The following is a 20484-nucleotide window of genomic DNA, read 5'->3' as shown; positions in this document are numbered from 1 at the left end:
CTGACCGGAATTTGCAAGTACCCGGCGATGCAGGCGAGCCCGATGGACCTCAGCAACGACGACATTTCCGGCCCGCGCGCGGGCGAGCGGCTTGGCGGGCATCTCGGTCTGGCGGCGGTGATTGGCCTGTCGGTGTCGGTGATCGCGCCGTCGATGGCGGTTGCGTTCAATGCGACGCTGGCGGCGGGGGCCGCTGGCGATGCGGTGCCGCTGGTGTTCCTGCTCGGGGCGGTGATCATGGTGCCGATCGCGCTGGCCTTTGCCGGATTCAGCCGCGCGATTTCGTCCGCCGGGTCGGCGATGACGTTTGTCGGCGCCAGTCTGGGCGCGCGTCCCGGCGCATTGGCGGGCTGGGTGCTGATGCTCGGCTATGCCGGATTTGCGGCGGGAAGCTGCGGCCTTGCCGGGAATTTCGTCGATGCGGCGATGGCGGGGCTGGGCTATCCGCCGGTGAGTTTCGGCGGGGTGCGGCTGTGGTTCATGCTGGGCATGGCGACGATGATCGGATCGACCGCGCTGGCCTACAGCAATGTCGATGTGGCGACACGGCTGATGCTCTGGCTCGAAGGGGTGTCGCTGCTCGCGGTTCTGGCGTTGGTCGTGGTGATCATGGTGACATGCCATCCGGGCGCGCGCGAATTGGCCCATGGCTTTGTGCCCGGCCGCGCGAGTGCGAGCGGGGGCGGGGGCGGCTGGTCGGGCGTGGGCTATGCGATCGTCTTTGCGTTCCTGTCGTTCGGAGGGTTCGAAGGGGCGGCGACGCTGGGCGAGGAAACCGCCAATCCGCGCCGCGACATTCCGCGCGCGATGATCGGGACGATCGCGACGCTGGGCATGATTTTCGTGATCATCACGCTGGCGCAAGTGATCGGCTTTGCCCATATTCCGGGCGCTTCGCTGGCGGCGGCGGATGCGCCGCTTGACGTGCTGGCCACGCATTATGTCGCGCCATGGTTTGCTGTCGCGCTCGATCTGGCCAATGCGGTCTCGGCCTTTGCCTGCACGCTGGGCGCGGTGACGGCGGCGGCGCGGCTGGCCTTTGCGCTGGGTCGTGCCGGAATCCTGCCGGGGCTGGGGCGGGTCCATCCGGTTCACGGCACGCCTGCGCTGGCGGTGATTGCGGTCGGCACGGCCTGTCTTGCCGCGTTCTGCCTGTTTGCCCCGGCGGTCGGCGCGGGGCGGTTCTATGGCTATGCCAGCACGATCGGCGCGCTTGGCGTGATGGTGGTCTATGGCGCGGTGCTCGGGGCCTTTTGCGTCGGTGGGCAGGCCGTGCGCGCGGCGCTACCCGGCTCCGGCCCGGCCCGTCTGGCGATCGGGCTTGCCGGGGCGATCGGCGTGTGCTGGCCGCTTTACAATACGCTCTATCCCGTTCCGGCCTATCCCGACCGGTTGTGGCCTTATGTCGTGCTCGGCTGGATCGGGCTGGGCGCGGGATTGATCCTGCATCGTTTTCCGCGCGCGCGGCGCGTGCCCGCTTTGGAAGGAACTGCGTCCTGATGTCCGCGACTGCCCTCTTGCCCGAGCCGCTCGGCTTTATCGGAACGTGCGACTTGTCCGGCCATTTCCGGGGCAAGGGCTTTCCCATGGCCGATCTGGCCGGGCGGATGCGTTCGGGCTTTGGCCTGGCGCCGACCAACATCATGATGTCGGCATTCGGGCCGATCCATGCGACGCCGTTCGGCACGACCGGCGAGCTTGTGCTGAAGCCGGTGGCGGAGTGTGGCGCGCTGGTGCCGATGGGGATCGCGGGGACCGACGTGACGCTGTTTCCCGCCGATCTGGTGACGCAGGAGGGCACGCCCTGGGTCTGCTGCCCGCGCGGATTTCTGACACGCGGGCTCGCCGCGCTGGAAGCTGCGGCGGGGCTGCGCGCTTATGCGACGTTCGAGCAGGAATTCGTCCATACCGGCATCGCCGAGCGCCCCGGCATGCCCTATCGCTTCGATGCCTTTGTCGAAGCCGGCGGCTTTGGCGGGACACTGGTTGCCGCCTTGCGCCGCGCCGGATTGACGCCGGATTCGTTCCTTGCCGAAAACGGGCCGAGCCAGTTCGAAGTGACGATTGCCCCGACGATCGGCGCGCGCGCCGCCGACGAAGCGGTAATCGCGCGCGAATTGACGCGTGCGGTCGCCGCCGCGCAAGGTCACCGCGCGATCCATGCGCCCATGCTCTCGCCCGATGGCGCGACCAGCGGCACGCATATTCACATCAGCCTGCTCGATGCCGACGGGCTGGCCGTGATGCACGATCCGGCGCGGCGCCTTGGCCTGTCGCACGTGGGCGAAGCGTTCGTTGCCGGGATCGTCGCGCATCTGCCCGCGCTGGTCGCGCTGACGGCGCCGTCGGTGGTGTCGTATTATCGCCTGCGTCCCGGCAAGTGGGCGCCGACGCGGGCCGATGTTGGCGTGTTTGACCGGGGCCGGGCGATCCGCCTGTGTGCGAGCAAGGCCGATGATCCCGAGGCGGAGCGGCGGCGCTACAACATGGAATTTCGCGTCTGCGATGCGACGGCGAGCCCCTATCTCGCGCTCGGCGCGCTGATCCATGCCGGGGCCGACGGTATCGCGCGCGGTCTTTCGCTCGATCCCGCCGCGCCGTCGCCCGCCTTGCCCGCCAGTCTGGGCGAAGCGCTCGACCTGCTGGAGACATCCGACGCCGTGCGCGGGTTTCTCGGCGCAGAGCTGGCGGGGGCCTATGTCATGCTCAAATGCTCGGAAATCGCCGCGCTCGACGGCCTGACCGATCAGGAGATTTGCGACCGCTATGCCGCTGCATACTGACAGGACGGGCGCGCTGCTCGGCCCCGGCGATCCGGCTCCGGTCGAGGCGCTGCGCCTCGATGGACGTTCGCCTTTCGTGCTGACCGGCGATCATGCCGGGCGGGCGATACCCCGCGCGCTGGGCGATCTGGGCGTGTCGGCGGCCGAGCTTGATCGCCATATCGCGTGCGACATCGGCATTGCCGGAGTGGGGCGGCGGCTGTCGGCGCTGCTCGATGCGCCTCTGGTGTTGCAGACCTATTCGCGGCTGGTGATCGATTGCAACCGCGATCCTGCGGTCGAAAGCTCGATCGTCACGCTGAGCGAGGCGACCGCGATCCCCGGCAACGAAGCGATCCCGGCGGCGCAACGCGCGGCACGGCGTGCGGCGATCTTCGACCCCTATCACGCAGCCATCGCCGCCTGTCTCGACCGCCGCGCCGGGCGCGAGACGATTCTGGTTTCGCTGCATTCGATGACCCCGATCTATCTCGGTGTCAGCCGGTCGATGCACGCCGCCGTGCTCTATGATCGCGACGATCGTTTCGCCCGGGCGCTGGCCACCGCGCTGCGCGAACCGGGCGACTGCCTGATCACCGAAAACGAGCCTTACGCGATGAGCGCGGACAGCGATTACACCGTGCCCGTTCATGCCGAGGGCCGCATGCCCTGTGCCCTGGTCGAATTGCGCCAGGATCTGATCGCCGAGCCGGCGATGCAGGATGCGTGGGCCCATCGCCTGTCCCAAGCGCTCATCCGCGCGCGAACCCTTTTTTCAGGAGAATGTCTGTGACCACGATCACGAGCCGCGATGTCCCGGTCAAACCGTCCGAAGCGGCCTTGCTGTTTGTCGATGTGCAGAATTACGGCTGCGACCCGCGCGGGAGCGAATATGCCGGGCTCGATCCGGCCGAGCGCGAGGCAAAGCTGGGCTATTTCCTGCGCACGCTGCGCGAAACCGCGCTGCCCAACATGGTGCGCCTGCGTGCCGCCGCGCGCGAGGCCGGGGTCGAAGTGATCTATACCGTGATCGAAAGCCTGACCCGGGACGGGCGCGATCGCGGGCTCGATTACAAGGTCACCGGATTCCACGTGCCCCCGGGATCGTGGGACGCAAAGATGGTCGATGATCTCTTGCCCGGACCCGACGAGATGGTCTTTCCCAAGACGTCGTCATCGGTGTTCATTTCGACCAACCTTGACTATATCCTGCGCAATCTCGGCACGCGCTATCTGATCGTCGCCGGTTGTCTGACGGATCAATGCGTGGATTCGGCGGTGCGCGATGCGTGCGATATCGGCTATCTGGTGACTACGGTGACCGATGCCTGCGCGACGCACAGCGAGGAACGGCATGTCTCTTCGCTGCGCAATTCGCGCGGTTACAGCCGTCAGGTGACCACGGAGCAGATCGTCGCCGAACTGGCGGAGTACCGTGTGAATGCCGATAACCCAGTCTGACCCCCGTGCGACCGCGCCGCAGAGTGTGGCCGCCGCGATTCGCGAAGGGATCGGCACGCTGACTCCGACCGAGCGCAAATGCGCCGGAGTCCTGCTTGCCAATTATCCGGTCGCCGGGCTTCAGACGGTCAGCGCGCTGGCCCACGATGCCGGGGTCAGCGGGCCGACCGTGCTGCGGCTTGTCGCCAAGCTCGGCTTTGGCAGTTATGGCGAATTTCAGCAGCGGTTGCGCGACGAACTGGCCGCGCGAATGCGCATCGCGCCTGCCGATGCGATCGCGGCTGCCCCGGAGGCGGATTTTGAAGCGAGCGCCGTGCCCGAGGGTGGGGACGAGGTCGATGATTTGCTCGACCGGTTCCGGCGCTCGCTGGTGCGCACGGTGGACGAGACGCTGAAATCGATTCCGCGCGCGACATATACGGCGATCGGCGCCGTACTCGGCAATCCGCGCCGCCCGGTAACGATCATCGGCGGCCGGTTCACGTCGTGCGCGGCGTCCCAGCTCGCGCTGCAATTGCGCGAAGTGCGCCGCGATGTGGAACAAGTGACGGGCCCGACGGCGCGCTGGCCGGAATACCTGATCGATGTGACGCGGCGCGACGTGTTCGTGGTGTTCGACATTCGCGGCTATCAGCCCGATGTCGTGCGCTTTGCCAAGGAAGCGGCGCGGCGCGGCGCCGAAATCATCCTGATCACCGATATTTACCTCTCGCCGGTGGCCGCCGTCGCCGACCATGTCGTGTCGATCAGGACCGACGGCCTGTCGAGCTGGGAATCGATGACTTCGCTCAGCGCGCTGGTCGAAACGATCATGACGTATCTCAGCATCGCGCGCTGGTCCGAGATCAAGGCGCGGATCGAAAGGATGGAATCGATCCGCAGCTATCTCGAAGGATCATCGGACCCGCTCTGAGCGGTCTGGCGGCGCAGCGCCCGCGCGCTGGAATATATGATACAGCTTAAAAAGAATTTCCGGTATGCTGTAACGCCCCATACACTTTGGACAGCGATGGCGCCGCGCGCGGTCATCTGTTCATTCAACGGGGTCAGGCATCCGATGTTCATGCGTCCTTGTCACTCGCGCCGCCGTGCGCTGCTCGCCATAGCCATGTCCACCACGGCGCTGCTGGCCCAGCCCGCCTCCGCCGATGCCCCGGCCGATTCGACGTCTGGGGCAAGCGGCGCCAATGCCGAAATCGTGGTGACTGCGGAAAAGCGCGCTTCGACCGTACAGAGCACGCCGATCAGCATGACCGCGATTTCGGGCGAACAGCTCGCCGCGCGCGGGATCACGCAGATGATGGCGGTGATCCAGTCGACGCCGGGCCTGTCGACGCGCAGCGCGGGGCCGGGCCAGACCGAGCTTGAGGCGCGCGGGCTCGCCTCGTCGGGCGGATCGTCGCCGACGGTGGGCTTTTATCTCGATGATACCCCGCTTAACCCGCCCGCCGCCGCGCAAGTCGGCAAAGTGGTGATCGATCCCGATTTGTTCGATCTCAAGCGCGTCGAAGTGCTGCGCGGGCCGCAGGGCACGCTCTATGGTTCGGGTTCGATGGGCGGCACGGTCAAGCTGGTGACCAACGAACCCGATCCCAGCGGCATTCACGCCGCCGTCGACGGCAACATTTCGGCGACGCAAAGCGGCGGGATCAACGGCGGCGGCAGCGCGATGATCAACCTGCCGCTGGGCGCCAATGCCGCCTTGCGCGTGGTGGCGACCGACAAGCATCGCAGCGGCTGGATCGACCGGGTCGTCCTGTCCGATTTTCCCGCCGAAACCAACCCGAACTGCGCTCCGTTCAATGGCTGCACACGCGGCGATGTGGCCCATGCGCCGGTTGCCAGGACCTATCACGATGTCAACGACGTCGATCTTCAGAACGTGCGCGCCTCGCTGCTGCTTCAGCCCACCGACCGGCTGAAGCTGGTCGGCACGTTCTTCTGGCAGTTGATTCGCCAGGGCGGCTATGACGAATTCGACATCCCGCCGGGCTCGACCCGCATGGCGCACTATTCGGCTGTCGATACCGCAGAACCCATTCGCGATGTCGTCACGATCGGCTCGCTCAGCGCGACGTATGCCTTTGACGGGGTCAGCCTGACCAGCGCGACATCGTATTGGAAGCGGAATCTCAGCCAGACGCAGGATGCCTCGGAATCGGTCTACAACTTGTTCGGGCTGAGCTCTTACGTGCCCGTACCCTATAGCGAGGTCGACCCGTCGCATCAGTTCAGCGAGGAAGTGCGCCTGGCATCAACCGGCACCAGCCCGCTGCAATGGGTGGCCGGGCTGTTCTACAGCGATTTTCATTCGACCTGGATCGAGCTCAGCGCCAATCCGGCGCTGTCCGGCCTCTCCCCGGCGGGCACGAACCCCGACGGGATTCTGTTCGATTCCAACAATCCCTATCACATCATCCAATATGCGGCGTTTGGCGAGGCTTCGTACAAGTTTTCGCCCGAACTCAAGTTCACCGCCGGGGTGCGCTATTTCAACTACAAGTCGACGATGACCAACGATCAGTGGGGCATCGCGTCGCAGACCGGGACTGCCGACCATCTCGTCGAATATATCGAGGCGAAAGATCACGGCTTCAATCCGAAGTTCAACTTGTCCTATACCCCCAGCCGCGATCTCACTTTGTACGGCACGATCGCCAAGGGCTTTCGTCCGGGCGGGGTGAACCAGTCGGTGCCGGTATCGGGGCCGGGATCGTGCCTCGCCTCGCTGCAGGCGGTCGGGCTTAACCAGGTGCCGCATTCGTTTGGCCCGGATTCGATCTGGAACTACGAAGTCGGGGAAAAGGCACGGCTGGCCGGCGGCCGACTGACGATCAACAGCAGCCTGTTCTATCTGTCCTGGCAGAACGTGCAGCAGAATGTCGCGCTGACCTGCGGCTATCTCTATACCGCGAACGCGGGCAAAGGGCACAGCTATGGCCCCGAAACCGAAATCACCGCGCAAGTGACCAAATCGCTGACTTTGACGCTCAGCGGGAATTACATTGCCGCCTCGATCGACAAGGTCAACGCGCAGACCGGGCTGGTGGCGCCGCTGCCGATCCTCAATGTGCCGAAATATACCGTCAACGGATCGGTGGTCTATGCGCACGAAGTGGGCAAGGATGCGACGCTGGTCACCCGCATCAGCGACGTGTTCGTCGGGCCGGTCAAGGATCAGGCCTATTTCTACTATGACATCCCGACCTACAATCTGGTCAATTTCCGCACGAGCCTTGAAAAGGGCCCGATGACGCTGGCACTGTTCGTCGACAATGTGACCAACAAACACGCGATCTATTCGATCAACAACACCAGTTTCCAGTTCAACATGCCGGCGCTGATGCGCGCCTCTACCAATCAGCCGCGCACGTTCGGGTTCGATGTCGGTTACCGTTTCTGATCGGCGCTTCTGATCGACCGTTCAGGCTGCCGTCGTGTGGTTCCATGGCGCGGCAGCGAGGCGGCGGGCAAGGAAATCGATCAGGACGCGCACGCGCGCGGGGCGTTCGCGACCGGGCGGGGTGACCAGGCTGAGCGCAATGTCGGGCGCGCGCCAGTCGGGCATGACTTCGACGAGCGCGCCGCCGGCCAGGTGATCCCAGACCATGAAATCGGGCTGGACGGCAAGACCTTCGCCCGCAAGCAGCGCAGGGGTCAGCGCGTCGGCGTTGTTGGCGGCAAGCCGGCCCTGCATCGTCACGACGTAGTCGCCCTCGGTCGCATGGGTAAAGCGCCAGTGCGCCGGGCTGTCGAGATTGGTGTAGAGCAGCGCGCTGTGCGCCGAAAGCTCGCGCGGGTGCCGGGGCACGCCGTGGCGCGCCAGATAGGCCGGCGCGGCAACGAGCGGGCGGCGCACAGTGCCAAGCCGCCGCGCGCGCAGCGATGAATCGGCAAGCCCTGCGATACGCACGACAAGGTCATGCCCGCCACCCACGACATCGACGCGCGCGTCGGACAAATCGAGATCGATCGACACTTCGCCATGGCGTGCGAGGAATTCGGGCAGGATCGGCACGACATGGCGCAACCCGAAACTCATCGGCAGGGCCAGCCGGACCAGCCCGCGCGGTATCTCGCCCTCGGCCCGCGCGCCGGCCTCGGCGGCTTCGCCATCGGCCAGAATGCGCCGTGCACGGTCGAGCGCGGCGCGCCCGCTTTCGGTCAGGACGATGCGGCGGCTGGTGCGGTGAAGCAGCGGCACGCCGAGGCGCGCTTCAAGCCGGCTGATCGCCTTGGACACGGTCGGGCGCGACAGCCCCAGCGCGTCGGCAGTGGCGGCGAACGAACCGAGATCGACCACTTTGCCGAAAATTGCCCAGGCTTCGAGATCGGGCAGGTTCATCGATAAAAATCCTTCACCAGTGAAGTTCCATCATTGCCATTTTCCTGCAAAAGCCAATCCCTAGGGCGTAAACTCATAAACCACGCCATCGAGGCGGCAAAATGGCGAACATATCGGGCGGAAATGCGCGCCGCGAAGGCTGGTTGCCTTTGCCAGCGCATTTCTGTTCGAGATGGAAGCCATTTTGCCGTCCCTTCGGGATTTGACCCAAAAGGCCCATCGCAGCGTTGGATAGGTTTGAAATAAAACCACTATTCCTGCACCTATCCGCCTCGCGCTGGGCCTTTTGGCCTCAAACCTCGATGGTGTGGTTTATGAGTTTACGCCCTAGATTGGGGGCAATCGCCGGGGGACAGATCCCCGGCATATCGGAGACATCGGATGATCGAACTGCGTCCCTTTGCCGCTATCGGCCATGCCAATCATGGCTGGCTCGACGCCCGCCATCACTTTTCCTTTGCCGACTATCACGACCCGGCGCGGATGAACTGGGGCAATCTGCGCGTGTGGAACGATGACACGATCGCGGCGCAAAGCGGCTTTCCGCCGCATCCGCATCGCGACATGGAAATCGTGACGTATGTCCGCACCGGCGCCATCACGCATCAGGACAGCCTGGGCAACAAGGGGCGCACGGCGGCCGGCGATGTGCAAGTGATGAGCGCGGGCACCGGCATCACGCACGCCGAATACAACATCGAGGATGAGGCGACCACGCTGTTCCAGATCTGGATCATGCCGACACGGCGGGGCGAACAGCCCGCCTGGGGCGCGCGTCAGTTTCCCAAGGGCGATCGCGCCGGGCAATTGGTCGTGCTCGCCTCGGGCTATGCCGATGACTTGCCCGGTGGCGGGGGGGAAGCCCTGCCGATCCGTACCGAGGCGCGGCTGGTTGCGGGCACGATCCGCGCCGGGGAAAGCGTGACGTATCCATTGGGTGCCGAGCGCAAGGGCTATCTGGTCCCGGCGACCGGGCGGATCGTCGTCAACGGCGTCGAAGCCGGCACGCGCGATGGTCTGGCCATAGCGGACGAAGAAACCATCACGATTACCGCGCTCGACGAGGCCGAAGTCGTGCTGGTAGACACACTGTAAAGCCGGGAGGCCCGACCATGTCCGATGCCGCTGTCGAAGCCGTGATCGTTCCGCCGCTGCGCGACCTCGGCGACGGGTTTACCGTGCGGCGCGCGCTGCCCGCGGTCCATCGGCGCATGGTCGGGCCGTTCATCTTTCTCGATGAGCTTGGCCCGATCGCCTTCACCGGGGATCGGGCGCTCGATGTCCGGCCCCATCCGCATATCGGGCTCGCCACGATCACCCATCTGATCGAGGGCGAAATCCTGCACCGCGATTCGCTGGGCCATGTCCAGCCGATCCGCCCCGGCGCCGTCAACTGGATGACCGCCGGGCGCGGCATCGTTCATTCCGAGCGCACCCCGCCCGCCGCGCGCGGGGTGGGGGCGCGGCTCCATGCGATTCAGCTGTGGGTCGCGCTGCCCGTTGCGCAAGAGGAAATCGCCCCGTCGTTCCGCCATTATCCCGCCCAGGCGCTGCCCGTGGCAGAGGATCGCGGGGTGCGTCTGGCCTTGCTGGCGGGGGTGGCGGATGGGATGACTGCGCCGGTCGAGACCGCCTCGGACATGATCCTGGCCGAGTTGATGCTGGCGGCGGGCGGGCGCTATGCCTTTGGCGCGGCCCATGTCGAACGCGCGGTCTATGTGGTGTCGGGCGCGGTACGCGTCGAAGGGCAGGAGGGTGCATTTGCCGCCGGGCAACTGGTCGTGCTCAAACCCGGCGCGGAAGTGGTGCTCGCTGCCGATATGCCCAGTCGGCTGATGCTGGTTGGTGGCGAGCCATTTCCCGAACGACGCTATGTCTGGTGGAATTTCGTCTCGTCGCGGCCCGAGCGGATCGAGGCGGCCAAGGCAGATTGGCGCGCGGGGCGTTTTGACGGCGTTGCGGGGGATGACGAATTCATCCCCCTGCCGCCCGACGTGCCCGGAGTGCGGCTGGTTTAAACCAGATTGTTGCGCGCCAGCGTGGTGCCTGCGCGCCAGGACACGCCGATTTCGTGCCAGTATCCGGCGATCTTTTCGTGCGGTGCGATGTCGAGCAACTCTTCGACCGGCGAATCGAAGTACGCCAGGTCGAAATCGCCCTTGAAACAGCGGCCGCGTTCGACGTCGAAGCTCGCCATCGTGACGACTTCGTCGAGGCTTTGCGTGCCGTCGGTTTCGATCGTGGGGAGCCAGCGGTTGTGCGCCATGGGCAGGCCGTTGACGAAGCCGGGGGCATCGGCGGGGCCGGTGATCGTAAAGCGCCCTTCGGCGAGGCGACGGTCGGATGCGGCGAGCGTGACGCCGAAGGTGCCGCCGGTTTCGAGGCGCGGGCCGGCCTTGCCGACGACGACGGGGCGGCTCATGTGGATGCTGCCGAGCTTTTTGGGATAGCCCTGATGCTGCCCGCGCAGCATGGCAAAGTCCTTGTCCACCCAGATATAGACGCAGCGCGACCAGGTCTTGCCCTGAAACTTGCAGCGCACGACTATGAACATTTCCTTGTACTGCACGCGCACCGGATCGAGGATTTGCGTCGGATCGTCGCTGGTCGATTGCCAGTCGGCCCAGATCGCGGCGACCGCGCCGGGGTCTTCGTCGGCCAGCGTAAAGCCTTCGGGCAGGAGCGCGGCCACTTTGGCCGGGTCGGTGCGATATTCGAGCGTGATCAGTTCGCCCGAATAGTGCCACGGCACCGGCGGGACGATGCTCGCCTTGCCGGTCGGGGTGCGCGGATAGAACAGGCCCTTCAGGTCACTCATGTTTGCCTCGTTGTGCTGGTGCGGCCTCACGGGGAAATCGGGATCGCGCGGCCATGGTCGCGGTGGTTCTATCGCATTGGCGCGCGCAAGCTTGGCCGCAACGGCCAAAGCCAATTGCCCTTGCGTCGGGTTATGAAGGGCGGGACGAATGGACACAAAGGGATCCCCGCCCATGACTACCGAATACCGCCGCATCCTGCTCGACGGCTATCCGATCCTGGCCACGCGCCATGGCGATGAACTGGTAACGCGCGACGGGCGCAGCGTCGGCGTCGATGAGGCGGTGCATCTGGCGCCGTGCAACCCGTCAAAGATCATCTGTGTCCATTTGAACTATCACAGCCGGGTGCAGGAATTCATCACGAAGCTGCCGGCCGCGCCGACCTATTTTCAGAAGCCGGTGACCGCGCTCAACACGCACAAGGGCGCGGTGGTTCGCCCCGAACGCTGCAAGTGGCTGAATTACGAAGGCGAAATCGCCATCGTCATCGGCAAGACGGCGCGCAATATTTCGCCGGACGAAGCGGGCGACTATATCCTCGGCTACAGCGTTTCCAACGATTACGGCCTGCACGATTTCCGCGATACCGATGCCGGCTCGATGCTGCGCGTCAAGGGCTCCGACACGCTCTGCCCGATCGGCCCCGGCCTCGTCACCGGCTGGGATTTCCGCGACAAGATGATCCGCACGTATGTCAACGGGGAATTGCGCCAGGAAGACACCACCGCCAACATGGAATGGGACATGCATTATCTGGTCGCCGACATCGCGCGGACGATCACGCTCGAACCGGGCGATGTGCTGTTGTCCGGCACGCCCGCCAACAGCCGCCCGGTCCAGCCCGGTGATGTGGTCGATGTCGAAGTCGAAGGGCTGGGCCGCCTGTCGAACACCATCGTCCATGGCCCGACGCCGATCCGCGACGATTGCGGCGCACAGCCGACCGAGTCCGAAGAAGTGATCTCGACCGCGATGGGCGGCGACTGGGAACATCGCGGCAAGCGCGCGGCAGGCGGGCAAGGCGCGGCATTCTACGAATCCGCGCTCGACAAGAAGTAAGAGGGCTTTGTCTGTGATGTCGGGCACCGGTCCGGTGCCGGACATCATCAAAGGCATATCGGCGTTGCCACAGGGGCAACGCCGCGACATGGTGCCGCGATGGGTCAACCGGTCATCGCGGCACAATTCCTGCGTCACGTTGCCAACTGCCTCGAACTGACGGGGCGGTCGGCGGCGGATCTGCTTGGCGAAGTGGGGCTCGATCGCGACGCCATCGAGGGCGCCGATGTCGAAATCCCGCTCGAAACCTTCCTGATCTTTTTCGAGCGCGCCTCGGTGCTGGCGCGCAATCCCGCCTTCGGGCTTCACGCCGGGCGGCTGGTCGGGTCTGACAGTATCGGCCCCTTGAGCTTTCTGTTCCTCAGCGCGCCCGATTTGCGCGGCGCCTTTGCCAGCTTTACCCGCTATCTCGACACCATGCAGCAAGCCTCGCGCAATCGCTTTGCCGTCGAGGGGCCGTTTGCGATGTTCGAATACAAAGTCGTCGATCCCGCGCTGCCGTTTCGGCGGCAGGACGCGGAATATTCGATCAGCGCGATGTTCAGCCTGGCGCGGCAATATACCGGCGGCGCGATCGAATTGTCCGAAGTGCGCTTTGAGCACGAGCGCGCGGGGCCTTACGGTGTCTATCGCGACTATTTCGGCTGCGACGTGTTCTTTGAACAGGATACCAACCTGCTGGTTTTTCCGGAACGGCACCTCGCGCATCGCGGCCGCGTGCTCAGCCCCGTGCTGCATCCGATTCTGGAAGACCATTTGCGCCGTCGCGCCGGGGCTGGCCACGAAGGCAGCCTGACCGAGCGGGTCAAGGCGATGATCGCCCATGCCCCGCTCGACCGCCCGCCGCAAGTGACCGAAGTCGCGGCCCGTCTCGGCCTGTCGCAGCCCACGCTGCACCGCCGCCTGCGCGCTGCGGGGACAGGTTGGCGCGTGCTGCTCGATGAACACAGGATGGTCGCCGCCGAACGCATGCTGCGCGAAACCAGTCGCAGCGTGGCAGACGTTGCCCTGACGGTGGGCTATGCCGAAAGCGCGAGCTTCAGCCGGGCGTTCTCGCGCCACTATGGCCGCAGCCCGAGGGCGTGCCGGGGGTAACTGCAAAAAAGAAGGGGTGCGCCGGGCGAACCGGCGCACCCCCAGGGTGGAATGTGTTGGTGTTCGCGCTCAGTAGCGCAGCGTTACGCTCGCGCCCCAGGTGCGGGGCTTGGCATAAGTCTGGTTGGTGGAGCCGAGCAGGCCTGCCAGATCGAGATTGTAGACGCGATACCATTTGTCGGTGACATTGTTGACGAAGCCGGCGACTTCGACTTTGCCGTCGAGGATCGCATAGCTCACGCGCACGTTGCCGATGGTGCGGCCCGGTTCGTAGTCGTCGGGGGCGTTGTTGGTTTCGAAGAAGCTGCCCGATTCGTGCTTCCAGTCGGTGCCGAGTGTCAATTGGCCGGGGCCGACCGGGAACTGGTAATGCACCTGCCAGCCAAGCGAGAAGTCGGGCGCCTGCGGCAGGACGCGGTCGGCGACGAAGCCGTCGGGCAGGGTGATGTTTTTCACCTTGGACGACAGGAACGTCATGAACGTGCCGAGGTAGAGCCCCTTGACCGGGCGCGTGTTGAATTCGAACTCGGCGCCGTGTTCATAGGCCTGATGGTTCGAGATGTACTGGTTTACCCCGACATTCTGAAACGCCTGATAGCCCTGATAATTGTAGAAGAATACCGAGCCGTTGAAATGGGTCGTGCGATTGAGCAGGGTCAGCTTGAAGCCGCCCTCCCAGTTGGTCAACACTTCCTGCCCGAACGGGATCGCCTGAACCAGCGGTGCGCCGGTCGCGGTCGAAACCGCCGCGCTGTCGGTATAAGGCGCAGGCGAGGAAACCGTGCCGAACCCGCCCGCCTTGGTGCCGCGATTGACCGAGGCATAGATCAGCGTGTTGCCGTCGGGCTTGTAATCGACTTCGGCCTTGCCCGACCAGTTGTTGAACGTGGCAAAACGCAAGTTTGCAACATCGGGGATCGTCGTCGCCCAGTCAAACAGCAGCGTGCCGTTCGAATAGTCCTGAAATTCGATGTGCTTGCGGTCATGCGAATAGCGCAAGCCGCCGATCAGCGAGACCGTCGGCGTCACCGCATATTCGCCTTGCGCAAAAGCGGCGAGCGAATCGGTGTTCTGCGTGCCGCCATAGTTGAGCGTGCCGAAGCCGGGAACGGTGCCCGCCGGGCTGACCACCTGATACTGGTTCGCAGTGTGGATGTTCATGGCGTAAAGCCCGGTCACCCAGTTCAGCGCGTCGGTCTTGCCCGACAGGCGCAGTTCCTGCGACATCTGATACATGCGCTGATGCGTGTCATAGTTGAACGCGGCATTGGGCGACATGTCGGAATCTTCGCCGTAGTCCTTGGTCATGTGCTGGTAATCGGAAATCGATGCCAGCTCGCCCCACCCGAAATCGTGGGTATAGCGCGCGCTGATGTCCCAATACGTGCGGTTGAAATAGGGCACGCGGTCTTCGCTCTGGACGAAGGGGCTGCCCGATGTGTTGGTATAGCCGTTGGCGTCGGCGCCTTGCGCCGCACCGCCCGGATTGCCGCCCGGAACATTGGCGGCATAGTTGCCGAGGCCATGGTCGTTGGGATCGGGATAGGCTGCGGCCCAGCTGTAGAGGCCGCCGCTGCGCTCGTGCGCATTGCGCAAGGTCTGGACTTTGACGATCAGCTTGTCAGCCGGGCTGAGATCGGCGGCGATCTGCCCGCGCAGGCCATAGAACTTGGTGTTGCCAAGGCTCGGGCCCATCGTGTTGGTGATATAGCCGCCCGCGTCGTTGGTGGTGAACGACAGGCGCGCCCGCACGGCATCCGAAAGCGCGCCGCTGAGCGCGCCTTCGGTCGCGACCTGGCCGTAAGAGCCGGTGGTCAGCGTCACGAAAGCTTCGTTCTTTGCGGTCGGCTTGGCCGAAACGAACTGGACCAGCCCGCCGGTGGCGTTGCGGCCAAACAGCGTGCCCTGGGGCCCGCGCAGGACTTCGGCGCGCTCGAGGTCGAAATTCATGCCGGTGATCGCGCCCAGCGAGGCGATGTAGACTTCATCGTCGTAGAACGCGATCGGCGCTTCCTGCGCGTCGGTGAAGTCGTTTTGCGAGACGCCGCGAATGTTGAACACGGTGATCGTCGGCGAATACTGGTTGACCTCGAGGTCGGGCACCTGGCCCGCCAGCGCGGTCACATCCTGCCGCCCGATCGCGGCGATGGCGTCCTTGCCGAGCGCGGTCACGGCGATGCCGATCTTCTGCGCGCTCTGTTCGCGCTTTTGCGCGGTGACGACGATTTCGCCCGGTTGGGGGGCGGCGTCCGCTGCACGCGCGGCTTGCGGAATCAGCGCTGCGGCCAGCGCAAAAAGCGCGACCCGCGCGGAAAAAGTCCCTCTGATGCTCATGGTATGCAAAACTCCCCGCGATGGCGGCTGGCCATTGCGGCCACGACCGATCGGACGTTTTGACGCCCTGTGATTGCATCATGCTGCGGCTTTGCTGCGCGCACTTGTCAGATGCGGCCAATCAGCGCGCAGGCGGAAAGAAGGCGCGCTCAGGCCGCCGCGTGCAGCCTGCGATGGACGCGGCTGGGGATGCGCAGCAGGACAAAACTGATCAGGAACAGCGCGATGCACACCAGCTCGACCAGTCGATAGCCCTTTCCGTCGATAAGCGGCGCAGCAATCAGCGGGCCGCCGCCCAGCCCGATCATCTGCATCGCGATGGCAAACGACATCATCCGCCCGCTTTCGTCGAAATCGCCGATCCGCCCGAGAATGAACGGCAGGACGAAGTTCCACAGCACGTTGAATCCGCAGACGCCGAGCGTAAACAGAATGGGCCCCGGATGGCCGAGCAGGAGCGCGATGCTGGCCGCCCCGCCCAGAATGCCGCCCGCGATCGCCAGATCACGCGGAATGCGCTCGGCCAGAAAGACCGAGGCCAGCGCCCCGCCGACCGCGAGTATCTGCGACAGGAACAAGGCGTTGGCGACATCCTGTTCGCCGATCCCCGCGCTGGTGCCGACCAGAAACAGCACCGCCCACGCGATCCCTTGCGCAATGTTGTAGGCGAGCACGGCGGCCAGCGCGATCACCAGCATGGCAATCGGCAACTGGCGCACGCCGGGCCGCGCCGCTTGCGCCGCGCCATAGCCATGCGGCACCAGCGGCACGGTCACGAGCGCCAGCCCGGAGAGCGCGGCAAAGACCAGAAACATGCCGGAAATGCCCGCAAAATCGAGAAACACGGGCAAATACCACAGCCCGAACGCGCCATAAGTGAGCAAGAGCGCGAGATAGAGCGCGACATTGCGCTCTGCCTTGGCGGTGATCCCGACGAAGGTAAAGCTGATCGAGATGATCGTTCCTTCGCCAAATCCGGCGATCAGCCGCAGCCAGCCGAACGAAGGCGCGTGCGTCGCCATGGCCGAGGCGATGTCGCCAAATGCCGCAATCATCAGCCCGCCGCCGACGATCGCGCGCCAGTCGATCCGCGTGCCGATCAGCGCCATGAACACCGTCGCCAGGGCAACGCCCAGCATTTCGAGGCCGACCAGATCGACCGCGCGCGAATCCGATACGCCAAGATGGGTGACATAGCCCTGCACGATGCCGGGCTGGATGATGAACGACAGCACGCCGATCGTGCCCAGCGCGATCGCGCTGACGATCGCGGGCAAGCCGTTGACATTGATCTCCCTGGGTCGCCGTTGTGTCATGCGCGCCGCTTTTCCATTATGATTTCGCCCCAGCCGAGATTGTCATGCTGCGCGAAGCCGGGCTTGGCCGATATGGCCAATGGTTGCGGTCGTCGGTCACGCGCAGCCCTTTCGCGAGCACGATCGAAAATATCATGTTGTGACGATTATGATCAATTCGTGACCGCCCTCTTGCGATAGCCTCGCGCTCATAAAAGCCAGGGGAGATCTGTCATGCCAAAGGCGCCGGACGCTACGCCATTTCTGTGCTATTCCCAAATGGATCAACTGCATCAGCATCGCCACGTCGGGTTTCGGGATCAGCCGAATCGGGCCCGGTCCAGCCAGATTCACGCCAGCGCACTCAACGGCTGGGACGCCCTGGTCGAAGCCGCCGACGTCCCGGAAATCCATGCATTGCGCGATTTGCGGCCTTGCGATATCAGCCGCCCGTCGATTCCGCTCGCCGAATTTGTGCGGTTTTCGGAAAGCATCGTGGCGCGGCGGCGCGACGCGTCGATTCCCTGGGCTGCGGGCATGCGGTTCGATCTGGGTGCGCTCGGCGGGGCGCTTGGCGAACCCGTGCTTGGCGCAACGCGCGTGGGCACCGCGTTGAAGCGCCTGGTCGACTTGTTCGTCGTCCTGCAGGACTGCACCGAAATGACGCTCGATCGCGAAGAGACCATGGCCAGCGTCAGCTATCGCATTCTCGATCCCGACATCTGGCCGCGTCATTACGATGCGATGTTTACCCTCGGCATTGTCGCGCAGATCATCCGGCGCGGCGCGCACGCGCTAAGGGGCGGTGGTGAAAATGGCTGGGCTGGCTGGGACAAGGTCGAATTCACGTTCGAGGCCGAAGCGCACGAAATGCGCGGCGACATCGGCAAAGTGGTGAACGCGCCGTGCAGCTTTGGCGCCGATACCAACCAGATCCGTTTTCCGGCGGCGATGCTCGATTTGGCGCTGCCGGCGGCGCGCCCCTCCAACGACATGTCGGTGGTCAATCGGGCGATCGTCGAACACCGCCGCCGGACCCCGCTGGTCGAACGGTTGGCGCAAGTGGTGTGGCGCGACATGAATTGCCGCTCGATCGAGCAGGAGCGTATCGCGCGTGAAATCGGCATGTCGAGCCGGACCATGCGGCGCAAGCTGGCCGAGGAGGGCAGCTCGTTTCAGGAAGTGCTCGACGAATGCCGCATGCGTCAGGCCCTGTTTGAATTCCGCACCCGGCCCGATCTGTCGATCGCGGAAATCGCGCTGCGTCTCGGCTATGCCGAACACAGCAATTTCACCCGCGCGTTTCACCGCTGGAGCGGGGTTTCGCCCCAGGCATACCGCGCGCAGATGATGCAACAGGCGCATTGATGACCCGCCTGTTGCTGCTCGAAGGCAATCCCGCCGATCGCCGGGCCGTCGCCCGCGAGCGCGGTGTCCGCTGGTCGAGCGAAATCTATGCCGAAACGATCGCGGCGCATTTCCCCGATCTGGCGCTCGATGTGGCCTTTGGCGCCGACCCCGGCGAAGGTCTGCCCGATGGGCGCGACTGGACGGACTATGCCGGGCTGGTCGTGACCGGTTCTGCGCTCCATGCCTATGACAGCGACGAGGCGGTCACCGGCCAGATCGCGCTGATGGTCGCGGCGGCAGAGCGCGGCCTGCCGGTGTTCGGGTCGTGCTGGGGCCTGCAGATCGCGGTCGTGGCCGCCGGTGGAGAGGTCGCGCGCTCCGCTCGGGGGCGAGAAGTCGGCATCGCGCGCAAGATCGCTCTGACCGAGGCTGGCCGTGCGCATCCGATGTTTGCGCAAAAAGGCGCGGTGTTCGACGCGCCCTGCATCCACTACGACGAAGTGACGCGCCTGCCCGACAACGCGACGCTGCTCGCGGGTAATGGTCACAGCGCGGTTCAGGCTGCGCTGATCCCGCTGGGGCGCAGTACGGTCTGGGCGGTGCAGTACCATCCCGAATTCGATCTGGCCCAGATCGCGCAGCTCAACCGGCTCGATCAGGACGAGATGGTCGCGCAGGGCTTTTTTGCCGACCGCGCCGCAATCGCGGCACACAATGCCAAGCTCGAAGCCCTCCATGCCGATCGCACGCGCGCGGATCTCGCGTGGCAATTGGGCGTCGATGCCGATGTGCTCGACGATCGCCGCCGTGCGGCGGAGATCATTGCCTGGATCGAGCATGAAGTTTTGGGGCGGGGCTAGTGGTCCGATTCTGACATTTGCACCCGCTCTCGGCTAGGTAGTGCGCAAATGTCAGAATCTTTTTGGGCCACTGGAAACTTTTGATTCTAGTGGATTTTCTGTTTTTGACATTTGCGACCGTGCTATCCGGATGGCGGGATGCAAATGTCAAAAACAATCCACCAGGCCCGCCCTTCATCCGGTCCAGCCGTCTTCCGGCTTGTCGAACCAGACGTGGACCTGGCTGGTGCCGGTGGCGTTTTCGTAGTCGGAAAACTGCCGGCCTTTGGCTTTCCAGTCGCGTCCGCCGCAGGCCGCCGCCATCATCAGGTAATGGCCAAAGCGCGCTTCGGGGGCGTGGCGCAGATAATCCGGCATCGTGTCGATCACGGCGGCGTGGTTGCCTTCGGCAAACCAGCGCAGGCGTTCATAATCGGCTTCGCGTGCGGCGGGGCTGGAAATGTGAATCGGGTCCGACGTTTCGTGCAGCGGGATGTCGCGGAACGACCAGAAACGGTGGCTCATCGATCCGCTGGCGATCAGCACCACGCGCTTGTCGGATTGCGCGATGGCCTGGCCGATGCCTTCGCCTACGCGCAGGAAATCCTCCGGGTCGGCGGAATAGGCGTGGCTGACCGAAACCCATTCCTCTTCGCCCTGCAGGAAGGTCGACAGATTGACCGTGGGATAATGGATCGGCAGGCACGGATCGTCGATCGCGGTGGTGCGGATGCCGTTGGCCGTGGCCTTTTCCGCCATGGCAAAGGCGAGCTCGGGGCTGCCTTTCAGGTCATAGGGGATCTGGCGCATGCCGCGCGGCAATTCGTCGGAGGTATAGAGCCCCGACCGGCGCCCCTGCGCCGCGATGCAGAATTCGACGATGGTGAACCAGTGCGAATCGAACAGCACGATCGTATCGGGCTTCAACACGTCGAGCACTTCGGATTTCAGCCGGTGGAGCCCGGGGACAAGGCTGATTTCCTTGCCGTCGTTCAATTCGTAGCGATCCTCCTTCGACATCATGATGGTCGGGGCGTGAGCAACAATTCCGGCACCGATGATTTCGCCCATGGCGAAGGCTCCCTGATTGGCTGAAATGGCGTTGAACGAGTCTTTAGGCACTGG

17 protein-coding genes are annotated in these 20484 nt (G+C 64.6%); 12 read left to right on the top strand and 5 right to left on the bottom strand.

Annotated elements, in window-relative coordinates:
• Window positions 1-42 precede the first annotated feature (42 nt).
• From AQZ50_RS13510 to AQZ50_RS13485, 6 genes are all read left to right on the top strand, one after another.
• Window positions 43-1500 (top strand): APC family permease, encoded by a 1458-nt coding sequence (locus tag AQZ50_RS13510; RefSeq protein WP_197412490.1) that lies wholly within the window; start codon window positions 43-45, stop codon window positions 1498-1500.
• On the top strand, window positions 1500-2783 hold the full coding sequence (locus tag AQZ50_RS13505) for a type I glutamate--ammonia ligase (protein ID WP_067746985.1): 1284 nt from the start codon (window positions 1500-1502) through the stop codon (window positions 2781-2783). The genes AQZ50_RS13510 and AQZ50_RS13505 overlap by 1 nt, the downstream gene beginning before the upstream one ends.
• Window positions 2767-3555 carry an N-formylglutamate amidohydrolase gene (locus AQZ50_RS13500; protein WP_067746984.1) on the top strand — a complete coding sequence of 263 codons (789 nt, stop codon included), beginning with the start codon at window positions 2767-2769 and terminating at the stop codon, window positions 3553-3555. Before AQZ50_RS13505 ends, AQZ50_RS13500 begins: the two co-directional genes overlap by 17 nt.
• Window positions 3552-4223, top strand: coding sequence for a cysteine hydrolase family protein (locus AQZ50_RS13495; protein ID WP_197412489.1), 672 nt, complete (start codon window positions 3552-3554; stop codon window positions 4221-4223). Before AQZ50_RS13500 ends, AQZ50_RS13495 begins: the two co-directional genes overlap by 4 nt.
• On the top strand, window positions 4204-5136 hold the full coding sequence (locus AQZ50_RS13490; protein ID WP_082703650.1) for a MurR/RpiR family transcriptional regulator: 933 nt from the start codon (window positions 4204-4206) through the stop codon (window positions 5134-5136). Before AQZ50_RS13495 ends, AQZ50_RS13490 begins: the two co-directional genes overlap by 20 nt.
• A gap of 150 nt (window positions 5137-5286) precedes the next feature.
• Window positions 5287-7626, top strand: coding sequence for a TonB-dependent receptor (locus tag AQZ50_RS13485; RefSeq protein ID WP_197412488.1), 2340 nt, complete (start codon window positions 5287-5289; stop codon window positions 7624-7626).
• A gap of 21 nt (window positions 7627-7647) precedes the next feature.
• Here AQZ50_RS13485 and AQZ50_RS13480 read toward each other — a convergent pair whose 3' ends face one another.
• A complete protein-coding gene (locus AQZ50_RS13480; protein WP_067746981.1) occupies window positions 7648-8568 on the bottom strand; it encodes a LysR family transcriptional regulator in 921 nt (306 codons plus the stop codon).
• 381 nt (window positions 8569-8949) lie between these two features.
• Between AQZ50_RS13480 and AQZ50_RS13475 the strand changes: the two genes are divergently transcribed.
• Window positions 8950-9663 carry a pirin family protein gene (locus AQZ50_RS13475; RefSeq protein ID WP_067746980.1) on the top strand — a complete coding sequence of 238 codons (714 nt, stop codon included), beginning with the start codon at window positions 8950-8952 and terminating at the stop codon, window positions 9661-9663.
• A 17-nt stretch (window positions 9664-9680) separates the two neighbouring features.
• Window positions 9681-10586: a pirin family protein gene (locus AQZ50_RS13470; protein WP_067746979.1), complete on the top strand. Its 906-nt coding sequence runs from the start codon at window positions 9681-9683 to the stop codon at window positions 10584-10586.
• Here AQZ50_RS13470 and AQZ50_RS13465 read toward each other — a convergent pair.
• Complete coding sequence (locus tag AQZ50_RS13465; RefSeq protein ID WP_067746978.1) at window positions 10583-11386, bottom strand: acetoacetate decarboxylase family protein; 804 nt, start codon at window positions 11384-11386, stop codon at window positions 10583-10585. The genes AQZ50_RS13470 and AQZ50_RS13465 overlap by 4 nt on opposite strands.
• A 172-nt stretch (window positions 11387-11558) precedes the next feature.
• Between AQZ50_RS13465 and AQZ50_RS13460 the strand changes: the two genes are divergently transcribed.
• Window positions 11559-12446, top strand: coding sequence for a fumarylacetoacetate hydrolase family protein (locus AQZ50_RS13460; protein WP_067747050.1), 888 nt, complete (start codon window positions 11559-11561; stop codon window positions 12444-12446).
• A 99-nt stretch (window positions 12447-12545) separates the two neighbouring features.
• On the top strand, window positions 12546-13541 hold the full coding sequence (locus AQZ50_RS13455; RefSeq protein WP_067746977.1) for an AraC family transcriptional regulator: 996 nt from the start codon (window positions 12546-12548) through the stop codon (window positions 13539-13541).
• 69 nt (window positions 13542-13610) lie between these two features.
• Here AQZ50_RS13455 and AQZ50_RS13450 read toward each other — a convergent pair whose 3' ends face one another.
• Window positions 13611-15875: a TonB-dependent receptor gene (locus AQZ50_RS13450; protein WP_067746976.1), complete on the bottom strand. Its 2265-nt coding sequence runs from the start codon at window positions 15873-15875 to the stop codon at window positions 13611-13613.
• A 149-nt stretch (window positions 15876-16024) separates the two neighbouring features.
• A complete protein-coding gene (locus AQZ50_RS13445) occupies window positions 16025-17191 on the bottom strand; it encodes an MFS transporter (RefSeq protein ID WP_067746975.1) in 1167 nt (388 codons plus the stop codon).
• A 213-nt stretch (window positions 17192-17404) separates the two neighbouring features.
• Here AQZ50_RS13445 and AQZ50_RS13440 point away from each other — a divergent pair, with 213 nt between their 5' ends.
• Both AQZ50_RS13440 and AQZ50_RS13435 read left to right on the top strand, forming a co-directional pair.
• Window positions 17405-18538, top strand: a complete 1134-nt coding sequence (locus AQZ50_RS13440) for an AraC-like transcriptional regulator QhpR (RefSeq protein WP_082703649.1) — start codon at window positions 17405-17407, stop codon at window positions 18536-18538.
• On the top strand, window positions 18538-19380 hold the full coding sequence (locus AQZ50_RS13435) for a type 1 glutamine amidotransferase (RefSeq protein WP_067746973.1): 843 nt from the start codon (window positions 18538-18540) through the stop codon (window positions 19378-19380). The genes AQZ50_RS13440 and AQZ50_RS13435 overlap by 1 nt, the downstream gene beginning before the upstream one ends.
• A 174-nt stretch (window positions 19381-19554) precedes the next feature.
• On the opposite strand, the gene AQZ50_RS13430 is transcribed toward AQZ50_RS13435, so the two are convergent.
• Window positions 19555-20430: a 3,4-dihydroxyphenylacetate 2,3-dioxygenase gene (locus AQZ50_RS13430; protein WP_067746972.1), complete on the bottom strand. Its 876-nt coding sequence runs from the start codon at window positions 20428-20430 to the stop codon at window positions 19555-19557.
• Window positions 20431-20484 lie beyond the last annotated feature (54 nt).

This window comes from Novosphingobium sp. Fuku2-ISO-50, assembly GCF_001519055.1.
Lineage (GTDB): Bacteria > Pseudomonadota > Alphaproteobacteria > Sphingomonadales > Sphingomonadaceae > Novosphingobium.
Note: the sequence above shows the minus strand (reverse complement) of the source record. Positions and strands in the feature narration are given on the sequence as shown.

What these genes read in the sequence shown, in the direction of transcription:
- AQZ50_RS13510 (WP_197412490.1), top strand. Translation starts at nt 43, where the DNA reads ATGGACCTCAGCAACGACGACATTTCCGGCCCGCGCGCGGGCGAGCGG.
- AQZ50_RS13505 (WP_067746985.1), top strand. Translation starts at nt 1,500, where the DNA reads ATGTCCGCGACTGCCCTCTTGCCCGAGCCGCTCGGCTTTATCGGAACG.
- AQZ50_RS13500 (WP_067746984.1), top strand. Translation starts at nt 2,767, where the DNA reads ATGCCGCTGCATACTGACAGGACGGGCGCGCTGCTCGGCCCCGGCGAT.
- AQZ50_RS13490 (WP_082703650.1), top strand. Translation starts at nt 4,204, where the DNA reads ATGCCGATAACCCAGTCTGACCCCCGTGCGACCGCGCCGCAGAGTGTG.
- AQZ50_RS13485 (WP_197412488.1), top strand. Translation starts at nt 5,287, where the DNA reads ATGCGTCCTTGTCACTCGCGCCGCCGTGCGCTGCTCGCCATAGCCATG.
- AQZ50_RS13480 (WP_067746981.1), bottom strand. Translation starts at nt 8,568, where the DNA reads ATGAACCTGCCCGATCTCGAAGCCTGGGCAATTTTCGGCAAAGTGGTC.
- AQZ50_RS13475 (WP_067746980.1), top strand. Translation starts at nt 8,950, where the DNA reads ATGATCGAACTGCGTCCCTTTGCCGCTATCGGCCATGCCAATCATGGC.
- AQZ50_RS13470 (WP_067746979.1), top strand. Translation starts at nt 9,681, where the DNA reads ATGTCCGATGCCGCTGTCGAAGCCGTGATCGTTCCGCCGCTGCGCGAC.
- AQZ50_RS13465 (WP_067746978.1), bottom strand. Translation starts at nt 11,386, where the DNA reads ATGAGTGACCTGAAGGGCCTGTTCTATCCGCGCACCCCGACCGGCAAG.
- AQZ50_RS13460 (WP_067747050.1), top strand. Translation starts at nt 11,559, where the DNA reads ATGACTACCGAATACCGCCGCATCCTGCTCGACGGCTATCCGATCCTG.
- AQZ50_RS13455 (WP_067746977.1), top strand. Translation starts at nt 12,546, where the DNA reads ATGGGTCAACCGGTCATCGCGGCACAATTCCTGCGTCACGTTGCCAAC.
- AQZ50_RS13450 (WP_067746976.1), bottom strand. Translation starts at nt 15,875, where the DNA reads ATGAGCATCAGAGGGACTTTTTCCGCGCGGGTCGCGCTTTTTGCGCTG.
- AQZ50_RS13445 (WP_067746975.1), bottom strand. Translation starts at nt 17,191, where the DNA reads ATGACACAACGGCGACCCAGGGAGATCAATGTCAACGGCTTGCCCGCG.
- AQZ50_RS13440 (WP_082703649.1), top strand. Translation starts at nt 17,405, where the DNA reads ATGCCAAAGGCGCCGGACGCTACGCCATTTCTGTGCTATTCCCAAATG.
- AQZ50_RS13435 (WP_067746973.1), top strand. Translation starts at nt 18,538, where the DNA reads ATGACCCGCCTGTTGCTGCTCGAAGGCAATCCCGCCGATCGCCGGGCC.
- AQZ50_RS13430 (WP_067746972.1), bottom strand. Translation starts at nt 20,430, where the DNA reads ATGGGCGAAATCATCGGTGCCGGAATTGTTGCTCACGCCCCGACCATC.